This is a genomic window from Nostoc commune NIES-4072 (assembly GCF_003113895.1).
GTDB classification, from domain to species: Bacteria; Cyanobacteriota; Cyanobacteriia; order Cyanobacteriales; family Nostocaceae; genus Nostoc; species Nostoc commune.
The window spans coordinates 1,915,804-1,928,702 of the sequence record NZ_BDUD01000001.1 but is presented as its reverse complement, the minus strand read 5'-3'; the positions used below and the strand labels follow the sequence as shown (position 1 = coordinate 1,928,702).

At 41.3% G+C, this 12,899-nt stretch carries 5 protein-coding genes; all 5 read left to right on the top strand.

What is annotated here, in order from left to right:
- Positions 1 to 478 precede the first annotated feature (478 nt).
- On the top strand, positions 479 to 3,613 hold the full coding sequence (locus CDC33_RS08710) for an esterase-like activity of phytase family protein (protein ID WP_109008151.1): 3,135 nt from the start codon (positions 479 to 481) through the stop codon (positions 3,611 to 3,613).
- A gap of 410 nt (positions 3,614 to 4,023) precedes the next feature.
- Positions 4,024 to 6,696: an alkaline phosphatase family protein gene (locus tag CDC33_RS08705; RefSeq protein ID WP_109008150.1), complete on the top strand. Its 2,673-nt coding sequence runs from the start codon at positions 4,024 to 4,026 to the stop codon at positions 6,694 to 6,696.
- Between the two features lie 95 nt (positions 6,697 to 6,791).
- Complete coding sequence (locus tag CDC33_RS08700; RefSeq protein WP_146195791.1) at positions 6,792 to 7,133, top strand: hypothetical protein; 342 nt, start codon at positions 6,792 to 6,794, stop codon at positions 7,131 to 7,133.
- Between the two features lie 831 nt (positions 7,134 to 7,964).
- Positions 7,965 to 10,967, top strand: a complete 3,003-nt coding sequence (locus CDC33_RS08695) for a peptidase domain-containing ABC transporter (protein WP_109008148.1) — start codon at positions 7,965 to 7,967, stop codon at positions 10,965 to 10,967.
- A 306-nt stretch (positions 10,968 to 11,273) separates the two neighbouring features.
- On the top strand, positions 11,274 to 12,842 hold the full coding sequence (locus CDC33_RS08690; RefSeq protein ID WP_109008147.1) for a beta-barrel domain-containing protein: 1,569 nt from the start codon (positions 11,274 to 11,276) through the stop codon (positions 12,840 to 12,842).
- The last annotated feature ends 57 nt before the right edge of the window (positions 12,843 to 12,899 follow it).

Here is a 12,899-nt window from a genome sequence, read left to right as displayed (position 1 = left end):
TGTGTGAAAAAGCGGATAGCGCAGCGTTAGCGAGTCATCGAGCGTCTTGATTCTGACTTCTTTTTCAATTTAATCATTTCTTCTAGTTAATTTATTCTTTTCTTAATCTTTCAATGAAAACATCATTATTAATAATGGTCAAGTTCTTTGATAACTACTATCAACATTAAATTCGGAATTTAGTTGCACACTCTTACTAGCTAACACAGATTAGTAGCTAACATTTGACCATCATTACCTCTAAAAAAGACATTGTTTGTAAATGTATTCTCAGAATTTATGGCAAAATCAACTGAACCAAAATATATTTTTGTAATTCTGAAATACTTCAATAATTTGGTTTTTTAGAGTGAAAAGGTGATTTTTCCACAAGTCCAGTTTGGCAATTTTTGCGTAAGTCCACAGCTGATGTAATTAGAGAACTTGAATAGCTTGTGATGCAGCTAAATTCAAATACCCACCAAAAAAGATTCTAATTATGGCAATTGAGAACGGAAGAACAACAGCACTTGCAACACCTGTTCCCCAAGTTGAGTTAGTAGGTTTTGCCTCTTTACCTGCTGATAGCTTTAGTGATGGGCCAGCTTCCGGTCAGGGAATTTCAGCAAATGGCAGAACCGGGCCTTTCCCCGGACAGCCAATACAGGGCTTTAGCGGTGTGCAATTTGCTAACAGCGACTCTTTGTACTTTTTGTCAGATAACGGTTACGGTAGCAAAGATAATAGTGCAGATTTTTTACTGCGAATCAATCGTGTAGACCCAAATTTTAAGGGAACAGAGAATGGAGACGGCAGCGTTAAAGTTTTAGATTACATTCAACTATCTGACCCTAATAAAAAAGTTCCTTTCCAAATTGTAAATGAGGGAACTACTGGAAGATTACTAACTGGTGCAGACTTTGATGTAGAGTCATTCGTCTTTGATAAAGACGGGACAATCTGGGTAGGAGACGAGTTTGGCCCCTACCTACTACATTTTGATGCCAGTGGTAATTTATTAGAAGCTCCGATCGCTACACCTGACCGATTCAAAACTTTAGATGGAGAAGCACCTAAAGTAATTGGTCATAGAGGTGCAAGTGGTTATCGTCCAGAGCATACCTTAGAGTCTTATAAGCAAGCAATTGCACGAGGCGCTGACTTCATTGAGCCTGATTTGGTAGTTACAAAAGATGGTGTGTTAATTGCTCGTCATGAGCCAGCTTTAGCAGTCTTGAACGCTGATGGTACTGTCAATTTCAGCAATACAACCACAGATGTTTACAAGCATCCAGAGTTTGCCGATCGCAAGAAAACGGTAAGTTTAGATGGAAACACAATTACAGGTTGGTTTGCTGAAGACTTCACCTTAGCTGAAATCAAGACTTTACGCGCAGAAGAACGTCTACCTTTCCGCGATCAGTCCTTTGATGGTCAATTTGAAATTCCTACTCTCACAGAAATCATCGATTTGGTTAAGCAAGTAGAAGCCGATACAGGTAAAAAGATCGGCATCTATCCTGAAACTAAGCATCCAACCTATTCGGCTGATGAAGCTACTTATGTAGGCACTACAAATAAAATAAACAGAAACATCAGTCAGTTATTAATCGATACACTGAAGGCAAATAATTTTACTGACCCTAGTCGCATTTTCATCCAGTCCTTTGAAGTATCTAACCTCAAAGAACTGCATGATGTCATTATGCCTGCGGCAGGGGTTGATATTCCACTTGTTCAACTTTTAGATGCAAGTGACATTGATATCAACGGCAAGATCATCGAGAGTCAGCCTTATGATTTGAAAGTCAGTGGTGACACTCGCACTTATGGCGACTTGCGAACACCAGAAGGTTTGGCGGAAGTTGCCACCTATGCCGATGGTATTGGGCCTTGGAAGCGGATGATTGTTAGTGTCAAAGGTACTGATGCTAATGGTGATGGTAAAGCCGATGATGTGAATGGGGATGGAGCAGTCAATGATGCTGATAAGACAACATTACCTCCCTCTACATTAGTTCAAGATGCTCACAATGCAGGGTTGCTGGTTCATCCTTACACCTTCCGGGCGGAAGATCAATACTTAGCAGCAGATTACAAAGGCAAGCTAGCACTAGAAATTCAGCAGTTTTATCAATTAGGCGTAGATGCACTTTTCTCAGATTTTCCAGATATCGCCGATGATGTACGAGATAAACTCAGAGATGATCCTCAATATAATGTAGTGCGATCGCCACAAAACCCCGATGTTCTCTCAGGAGATGCTTTTGCTAACCTGGGTGGTTCCAAAGGTTTTGAAGGCGGAGCAATCAACGCCAGCAAAACTAAGCTTTATTTCCTCTTAGAAGGTACGGTTCAAGGTGATCCTGCTGGTGCTTTGCGAATTAACGAATTTGATTTAGCTAGCGAGAAATACACCAATCAGTTACGCTACTACAAACTGGATAATCCGTCAAATGCGATCGGCGATTTAGCAGTCATTAATGATAATGAATACCTAGTTATTGAGCGGGATAATGGTCAAGGGGCTGCGGCTGAATTTAAGAAGATTTACAAAATAGACTTGTCTAAGACAGATTCTAATGGCTTTGTAGCCAAAGAAGAAGTTGCAGACTTGTTAAATATCCAAGACCCCAATGACTTGAATGGAGATGGCAAAACCACCTTTGACTTCCCATTTGTCACCATTGAAAATGTTTTAGTTGTTGACAAAAACACCATTTTGGTAGCTAATGACAACAATTATCCCTTCTCTACAGGTCGTCCTGGCAATGATCCTCAAAATCCAGTTATAGACAACAATGAAATTATTCTGTTGAAGCTGGAGAATCCCCTTAACCTTGCTGCTGGTTTAGGTAAACCTCAATCTGAACAAATTAAGTTTGGCTCCACTACTAGCGATGATATTACTGTTCAACCAAATCAAACCTTATTCACAGGTGACGGAGCAGACTTTGTAGAGAGTACAAAAGGGAATACAATCCAGACTGGAAACGGTGAAGACACAGTGCTAGTCGGCAGTGACTCTTCAGTATCCACAGAAGAGGGTAACGATCAGATATTTATTGGTCAAAACGGCCCGGCTCAAAATACTACTGCTCATGGTGGCAATGGTAATGATATTATTACCGTAGTGGAAGCTAGTGGTAGTAATAATTTACTTGGGGCAGAAGGTGATGATAGTCTCACAGTAATTGAAGGTTCTCGTCAATTATTATTTGGTGGTTCAAGTAATGATACCCTTCGCAGTAGCGGTAGTAATAACCGTCTCTACGGTGGTTCTGGAGATGACAAACTCTTCTCTAATGTCAATGATTCCCTGTTTGGTGGCGATGGTGATGATGTGCTATTTGCTGGTCAACAGGGCGGTAATCGCCTCAGTGGTGGTGCTGGTGCTGACCAATTCTGGATTGCTAACGCCAGTCTGCCAACTAGCAAGAACATTGTGACTGATTTTGCGATCGGCATTGATAAAATTGGGCTGGGCGGTATTCGCGTCAGTAATTTAACAGTATTGCAACAGGGTAGCGACACTCTTGTGAAAACCGGAAATATAGAGTTGGCTTCATTAGTGGGAATTGCATCAACTAGCCTGACAATAAATGATTTCGTTTTTTCTGCTAGTGTCATTTAGCCGAAAGATGATTACAGCTTAAATTCAACATTAATTAATTAAGCTGTAGCGATTTTGCTAATCATATTTGATTTGCTCTCCACTTAAAGGATCAGATCCCCGATTTCTTGAAGAAGTCGGGGATCTTTTTGTTCGTAAATATCCTTCTGCTTTTTGTCCAAAATCTTAACTTGCTTATAACCTTCCTTAAACTTTGAACAACTATCTTTTGAAAAAGTGACCAGAGTTATATTCATTTGATTTTCTCCACTAATTTATGTGGATACCAAGCATTTTGTCGCCAAATACTACCCAGGTTTTTCTAGCAAAGAATTTTCGTTTGAGTTGAGTGTAATTAATTGCTCAATCTACAGACATCCAATTGCTGCGATTAATCAATCGTAGCTCACAATACTTAAGGAGTAGCTGACATGGCTGATACAAATGGCAATGGTAGAAATGTCATTATTTTTGTTGCTGATGGATTGCGTAACGGTTCTGTAAACCCCATTGACACTCCAACTTTATATAGCATCCGTCAGCAGGGAGTTAGTTTTGCCAATAGTCATTCGCTGTTTCCGACATTTACCACGCCAAATGCTTCTGCGATCGCAACAGGGCATTATCTTGGTGATACAGGTGACTTTAGCAACACCATCTACACTGGTTTTCCTAGTCCTAATGCCAATGGTAGTGTCACGCCATTCATCGAAAACGATGCGGTTTTAGGAGATATTGACGAAAAGTTTCCCGGTAACAACTTTTTAGATGAAGAGTCACTCCTAGCTTATGCGCGATCGCAGGGTTTCAACACAGCAGCAGTTGGTAAACTAGGGCCAGTTGCCATCCAAGATGTTACCCAAGTTAACCGAGAAGGTGGTACTACAGGTACTATTCCTACTCCCGATACAATTATTATTGATGACACTACAAATGGTGCAACACCGCCGCCTACAGCCGCCGGTTCACCTTCTGGTGTTCCACTTGATCCAGATATTGTCAACCGCTTACAAGCGGCTGGTCTGGATGTAAAACCCACACCACGAGTCCAGCCAGCAGGTACTAACACAACTCCTGGCACTCTGAATGCCAATGTGGCTCAACAACAATATTTTGCAGATGCCACTACCAAAGTAATTTTACCTAAATTTCAGGAAGAGGGTAAACCATTCGCATTGGTTTATTGGTCAAGAGATCCTGATGGTACTCAACACAATCAGGGTGATAGCTTAAACACTTTAACACCAGGTATAAATGGCCCTACTTCAAAAGCTGGCGTCAAAAATGCTGATGATAATTTAAAGCAACTTCTTGACTATCTTAAAAGTACAGGCTTAGATAAGACTACTGATGTCTTTATTACTTCCGACCACGGTTTTTCTACCATCAGCAAGCAAGCTATTGATAGTCAAGGTACAAAAACTACAAGTTATGCTGCCACCCAAACTTATGAAGGCGTAAATCCGGGATTTCTACCAGCAGGCTTTGTTGCAATTGATTTGGCTCATGATCTAGGTTTACCCCTATACGATCCTAACCCGACAACCCTGCCCCCAAACCTCAACCAGATCCAGTATGCAACTGTTGATGCCACAAAAGGTCAACGTCCTATTTCGGGGAATGGTGTAATTGGTGGTACAGGTGAGGTAATTAATGGTCAACTTGACCCAGGTACAAAGATAGTTGTAGCTGCTAATGGTGGATCTGACTTGATTTATCTGCCCAATGGCAATGCTAACTTTGCTAAACAGGTCGTGGATTTGCTTTCGCAAAAAGACTATATCAGTGGGATTTTTGTAGACGATGCCTATGGAGACATCCCAGGTGCTTTACCACTGAGTGCGATCGGGCTAAAAGGTGATGCTAAAACACCAGTTCCATCTATAGTTATCAACTTCAAAAGCTTTAGCACAGACCCAAGCAACCCAAACAACCCTCAAGCTCAAGTAGAAATTGCTGATACAACTTTGCAGCAAGGACAGGGGATGCATGGCAGCTTTGGTCGAGGTGATACCTTCAATAACATGGTGGCTATTGGCCCCGACTTTAAACAAGGCTATGTGGACTATGCGCCTGTTAGTAATGCTGATGTAACGCCTACACTTGCTCGGATTCTGGGGTTAGATATTCCCAGTAATGGCGATTTGAAAGGTCGCGTCATTACAGAAGCACTAGTGGGAGGCCCGAATGCAGTTCTCTCCAATAAACAAGTCTTGACTTCGGAAGAAACTGCTAATGGTCAAGCAACAATTCTAGATTCTCAGAGTGTAGGCAATACTCAGTACTTTACAGCCGCAGGGTTTGATGGTCGCACTGTTGGACTAACAACACTAGACCTTCAATTTGGTTCTACCAGTAGTGATGATGTCACCCTGAAGGCAAATCAAACCTTATTCACAGGTGATGGAGCTGACTTTGTAGGGGGTACTAAAGGTAACACTATCGTGACTGGAAGCGGTGATGACACGGTGTTAGTTGGTAGTAACTCCTCTGTGTCCACAGGAGATGGTAACGATCAAGTCTTTATTGGCACAAATGGCCCTGCTAACAATACTACTGTTGATGGTGGTGCTGGTAATGATGAAATTACCGTAGTTGAAGCCAATGGTAGTAATAATTTGTTTGGGGCAGCAGGTAATGATACTTTGACAGTAGTTGAAGGAACTCGTCAACTGTCCTTCGGTGGCTCAGGTAACGATACCCTCACGAGTAAAGGTAGCAATAACCGCCTCTACGGTGGTTCTGGAGATGACAAACTTTTCTCCGGTGTGAATGACTCGTTATTTGGTGGCGATGGTGATGATGTGCTATTTGCTGGTCAACAGGGCGGTAATCGCCTCAGTGGTGGTGCTGGTATTGACCAATTCTGGATTGCTAATGGTAGTCTGCCAACTAGCAAAAACATTGTGACTGATTTTGCGATCGGCACTGATAAAATCGGGCTTGGTGGGATTGGTGTTAATCAGTTTAGTGGTTTAACACTGTTGCAACAAGGCAATGACACTCTAGTGAAAATCGGAAATACAGAGTTAGTTTCATTAGTTGGAATTACATCAACTAGCCTTACAGCAAATGATTTTGTTTTTTCTGCTAATGCCATTTAGCCGAAAAATGATTACAGCTTAGATTCAACATTCATTACTTAATGCGAGGGAATGATTCTCCCTCGTTTTTTACAACATTACTTTAAGGGCCGGTGTTGGACTATGCTAATTATGATGGGATTGCGATCGCCTCTGTCAACGTTGGCATCACTGACAATGATATTCCACTATCGAAGAGTGTTGATAGTGATGTCTTCACCGTCAAAGGTAATAGTGATAAAATAAGACTCTCAGTAGAACTGACAGGTCGCAGTTCTAATCAGCTCTATGAAGTGGGAGTATTTACCGTAGACAATCAACAAGGAAATATTGGTGACATTGCCCCTAGTGCTACTGGTTATGCCGAAGCCGCCGTGCAACAAGCTAAGGTGATTTATTTCCTAGTTCCCTGCGACACGCTACGGGTAAGCGCCCCGCAGACAGACGCATACTCCTAGCTTGCTTCGACCTAAGAGTATGCGTCTAGGGTAAATCAAGGCTTTCACTGCCTTTTTGCGTAAGTTCTAAGTTATAATACATAGCGATCATAGCGATTAGATTGACTCCATATTAATTAAACTAGTAAATTTACTGAAGGCAGTTATTGGATTTACTTCATAAATTTAATGTTTAATCCCTTTGCGGTGATAAAAATCTTAAGATTAATTTTTCTAGTTAATTTTTATGAAATTAAGCTAGCAAAAAAGTGATGGATAATTCTTTCAAAAATCCGGCATATCGGTGTTTACCAACAGGACTTACCGTCTTTGCCATCAGTGAGACTATCAATCCCTATAAGAATTTGTAAAAAATAGTTCAGAAATTTAAAGTTTTTTTTATTACATAATTTTTAACTAGGGTATTTACTTAAAAAAGCATCCGTGATAGTTTCATGTTGATTATCATAAATTAAAACGGGCGACGCTAAATTTAAAAACTACGTTTCTGTGTCTTCGTTTGATGATAGGTATCCATTTTACACATAATTGCAATGCTAAATACTGATTTTACGTTTGTATAAATTATGTGGCGTTAATCAAGTGATAACTTATCCTCAATGTACTGACACCATACTTTACTTGATTTTGAAAAACGCCTAACAATTCTAAACGTGTGATATAAATACAGTCCTGCAATTAGACGAACCTCCTCTCTGTAGTTTTACATATTTAGACACCGGAATTGCACAGAAGTATTGCCACTACTAGCATAAAAGCCAACGCTCTCACTGTTAGTAAGGAATACTCCTTAATGTTTTCGGCTTAATTCCTCACTTTTACTTGTTTTATATGACTTATATTAAGAACAGTTTCCTCGAATTTGTCACCACCCTAGAAGGGTTTGATCGCTTACCAGATGCTGCGATCGCTAACCTATCAGAACAGGTGCAAGCTTGGCGCTATCGGATAGGTCAGAAAATCATCGGTAAAGAAAGCCTCCCAGAACACATCACCATCATTTATGAGGGACAAGTGCGCCTGTTGGGATATGACCCCCACACGCAACTGCCAATTACTCTAAAATTGCTGCAACCGGGGGAAACTATCGGCGAAATTGGTTTGTTGCGCGATGTCGCCTGTGAAACAGCGATCGCCTCCACCGAAGTAGTATGTTTAACCGTGAATGCATCAGCATATTTTAGCTTTCTGGGTTTATACCCAGATTTTGCCAATGCTCGCAAGAACCGCAGCTATTTAGTAGAAGTTTTTGATATTCTCAGCTCGTATTGGAAACAGCAACCGCTCGCTACTTTAAATTTTAAAGAAGTGGCAGAAAAGGCCTTACCACAGGCGAAAATACATTACCTCCCTCCAGGAGCAACTCCATTCAACCAACTCGATAGGGAAAGAGTGTGGTTTTTGAGTGGCGGAGGTACAGTCACGAATTTCTCACCTGGCGATCGCCTAGAATTCGACAATGACAGAGACAATATCCAAGTCATAAGTCAAAACCCTGCACGGTTGGTTGGTATACATCCGTCAGATTTGATATTAGAAGATAGTCATGAGATAGTCCTTGCGGTAAGTAACACTAAATCAGATAGCACAGAGGAATTAGATATTCCCTATGCATCAGACGAAATATTTCCCCAGACACCCCCCCCAACCTCAAAAAGTTCGTCAAAACAAAAATACCCGTTTTTTAGTGGTAAGGGAGAATTAAATACAGCCTTCGCCTGCTTCCAAATGATCGCGAAGCACCTAGAAATGCCGTTTCGTCGAGAAGTGGTTCGCCGCATCTTAACTGAGCAAGTCAAACGTCAGGGTGTCATATCGTTTCAAGTTACAGCTTACCTAGCAGAGTTAATCGGACTGAAAGCGCAGTTGCTAGAGCTACCAATCGCCTCAGTGTCGCGCATTCCGACACCGGCGCTGATTCGTTATGGTGATAATTTTGCCGTTTTATATGAAGTGGATGCAAATACCGTGGTTGTGGGTGTTCCATCGAAAGGAATTGTGCGCTGCAAACCCGCTCAATTGGTTGAACAATTAGATGTTGATCCAACCGACTTTCCGCCCAAAGTTAGGGTATTACTGCTGAGTACTACCAATCAAACGCCGCAAGAGCGTTTTAGTTTACGGTGGTTTCTACCCTATTTGTCACGCCACCGTCGAGTCCTGATAGAGGTCTTTATCGCTTCCTTTTTCGTGCAATTGGCAGCGTTGGCGAATCCTTTGGTGGTTCAGTTAATTATCGACAAAGTTATCACTCAAAATAGTATTGGCACACTACATATTTTGGGGATTTTACTATTAGTAGTCGGACTATTTGAAGCCGTACTGACTACCTTAAGAACCTACTTATTTGTCGATACCACTAACCGGATCGATATGGGTTTAGGGTCGCAAATTATTGACCACTTATTACGTTTACCACTGCGCTACTTTGAACGCCGACCGGTGGGTGAACTTTCCACTCGGATCAACGAATTAGAAAATATCCGCCAATTCTTGACTGGTACTGCCCTAACAGTCGGGTTAGATGCTCTGTTTTCCTTGGTCTATATCGGTGTGATGTTAATTTACAGTTGGCAACTCACCTTAGTAGGCTTAAGCACAATTCCAATATTTGTGATAATCACCTTAGTTGCTTCTCCCACCATTAGTAGACAGTTACGTGGCAAAGCCGAACGCAACGCCGAAACTCAATCTTATTTAGTGGAGGTGATGTCAGGAATTCAAACCGTAAAAGCGCAAAATATCGAATTGCGATCGCGCTTTTCTTGGCAAGAGCGTTATGCTCGTTTTGTCGCTGCTGGTTTTAAAACGGTTGTAACTTCCACCCTCGCTAACTCGACCAGCAACTTTCTCAACAAACTTAGTAGCTTACTGGTTTTATGGGTAGGAGCTTATTTAGTACTCCAAGGAGAATTAACTTTAGGCGAATTAATTGCCTTTAGAATTATATCGGGTTACGTCACCAGCCCAATATTGCGTTTAGCTCAACTCTGGCAAAGCTTCCAAGAAACAGCCTTGTCTTTAGAGCGTTTAAGCGATATTGTCGATACCCCACAAGAAGGAGAAACAGACCGCTACAATATACCTTTACCGACGATTAAGGGAGCGGTGAAATACGAAAATGTTTCCTTCCGTTTTGGGACGAGTGGCCCTCTGCAACTTTCTAATGTCAACCTCGAATTTGAGCCAGGCAAATTTGTCGGCATTGTCGGACAAAGTGGATCTGGTAAAAGTACGATGATGAAGTTATTGCTGAGGCTTTACGAAACTGAGTCCGGCAGAATTTTGATTGATGGTTATGATATTGCCAAAGTTGAACTTTATTCACTGCGACGACAAATAGGCGTAGTTCCCCAAGAAACGTTGTTGTTTGATGGTAGCGTTCAGGAAAATATTGCCCTAACCAATCCCGATGCCACAACCGAAGAAATTATCGAAGCGGCTCAGGTTGCGTGCGCCCACGAGTTTATCATGAACTTACCCAATGGTTACAACACACGGGTGGGAGAACGGGGTTCTGCACTTTCAGGGGGACAACGACAAAGAATTGCGATCGCTCGCTCTGTTTTACAACGACCAAAATTACTGGTTTTAGATGAAGCAACCAGCGCCTTAGATTATCCCACAGAACGGCAAATATGTCTCAATTTAGCCAAAGCATTCAAAGGTGATACAGTATTTTTTATTACCCATCGCCTGAACACTGTAAGTAATGCAGACATGATCGTTGTAATGGATAATAGCAGGGTTATAGAACAAGGTAGCCATCACGAATTAATGGCTGCTAAAGGTCATTATTTTTACCTGTATCAGCAACAAGATGTGAACTTGTAATTAATCATTACATTGGGCATGGGGCATTGGGCATGGGGCATGGGGCATTGGGCATGGGGCATTGGGCATTGGCTATTAATTCTTGTCCCTCACTCCCTTATCTCCCCCTGCTCCCTCATCCCCCTCATCCCCCTCCCTCCCTGCCTCTTTTTCAAAAGATTTTCACTTTGACTAACATTCTATAGATATAGCAATAACTGTAGGGTAGGTACTATCACAAAATATCAAAATCAAGTTTTTCGCATTGCTAAAGAGTGTCCACTCTACAAAAAATCCAAAATCTAAAATCCAAAATCCAAAATTGTTATGACTCAACTTAATGGGAATCACGTTAACAGCAATCACAAAAACGGATTCAAGCAAGATTCACCGGTACTTACGAAACAACAGAAAGCTGCTCAACAGTCTTTAATCAACTCAAGTACTCAGGAATTTGAACAATCTATTGTCTTGCGCCAATCTCCAATTTGGTCGCGTACAATCATGGTGACTTTAATGGCCCTAGCCTGCTTTGGTATTGCTTGGGCTTACTTTGCCAAAATCGAACAAGTAGTGCCAGCAACAGGGCAATTAAAGCCAGAAGGAACAGTCAAAGAAGTTCAGGCTCCTGTTAGTGGAGTTGTAAAAACAGTTAATGTTAAAGATGGGCAAGCAGTAAAGCCAGGAGATTTGTTGCTGACTTTCGATTCCATCGCTTCTGTTGCTGAATTAAATTCTTTAAATAAAATTCGCGTTGCATTAACTAAAGAAAACCAGATTTATCGCCGATTGATGGGGGCAACTAACGCCACGGGATCTGAACTATCGTATTTGCGCGGTAATTTGCCACAAGAAACTGCTTTTCTGCTGAAAAGTCGGGCAACGTTAGTAGGGGAAAATGAATTATTACGGACTCAATTAAAAAATTCTGGTGTAGGTACTGCACTAGGAATTGATGAGCAACAACTTCTACAAGTTGCCAAAAAAGAATTAGACTCTCGCTCTTCGGCAGCGCGGTTAGAAGTAGAAAAAATTAAAAAACAACTAGCTCAAAATAAATATAAGCTAGAAGATAGTAAAGCAAGTTTAGCTATTCAACAGGGAATTTTAGCTAAACTTAAGATATTAGCAGAAGAAGGTGGTATTTCTCAGCTTCAGTATCTCAACCAACAACAAGAAGTACAAAATCGTACAGCAGAAGTAGCACAATTAGGCGAGGAAGAAAAACGCCTCCAGTTTGATATACAAAAAGGGCAACAAGAGTTAAGTAATACGGTGGCTCTTTCTGATAAAAACATTTTGGATAAGATAGCTGATAACAAACAGCGCATCGCCGAAATCGATAGCCAATTCATGAAAGTTATTTTAGATAATGAGCAGCGTTTGGCAGATGTCAATAGTAAAATCTCTCAAGCACAGTTAAATGTTAAATATCAAGAACTGCGTGCGCCTGTCGCCGGAACAGTTTTCGATTTACAAGCAAAAAACCCTGGATTCGTAGCTACTCCAACCACAAAACTGATGCAAATAGTGCCAAACGAAAACTATATAGCTGAAGTTTTCATCACTAACAAAGATATTGGTTTTGTCCGAAAAGGTATGAAGGTAGATGTCAGAATTGACTCTTTTCCTTACAGCGAATTTGGCGATATCAAAGGGGAAGTGGCTGGGATAGGATCAGACGCATTACCACCAGATCAAACACATCAGTTTTATAGATTTCCGGCAAAGCTCCATTTAGATAAACAATCCTTAGTGATTAAGGGTAAAAACGTCCCCTTGCAATCAGGTATGTCCATTAGTGCCAATATAAAAGTACGTGAAGAACGGACTGTGCTTAGTTTATTCACTGAGTTGTTTACCAAGCAAATTGATACCCTTAAAGAGGTACGTTAATTTATCAAGAAAGGCAGGAGGCAAGAGAAAAACTGTCTTGGAGCTAACAAAAACGGC

Coding starts and splice junctions, on each gene's coding strand:
- CDC33_RS08710 (WP_109008151.1), top strand. CDS start 479: ATGGCAATTGAGAACGGAAGAACAACAGCACTTGCAACACCTGTTCCC.
- CDC33_RS08705 (WP_109008150.1), top strand. CDS start 4,024: ATGGCTGATACAAATGGCAATGGTAGAAATGTCATTATTTTTGTTGCT.
- CDC33_RS08695 (WP_109008148.1), top strand. CDS start 7,965: ATGACTTATATTAAGAACAGTTTCCTCGAATTTGTCACCACCCTAGAA.
- CDC33_RS08690 (WP_109008147.1), top strand. CDS start 11,274: ATGACTCAACTTAATGGGAATCACGTTAACAGCAATCACAAAAACGGA.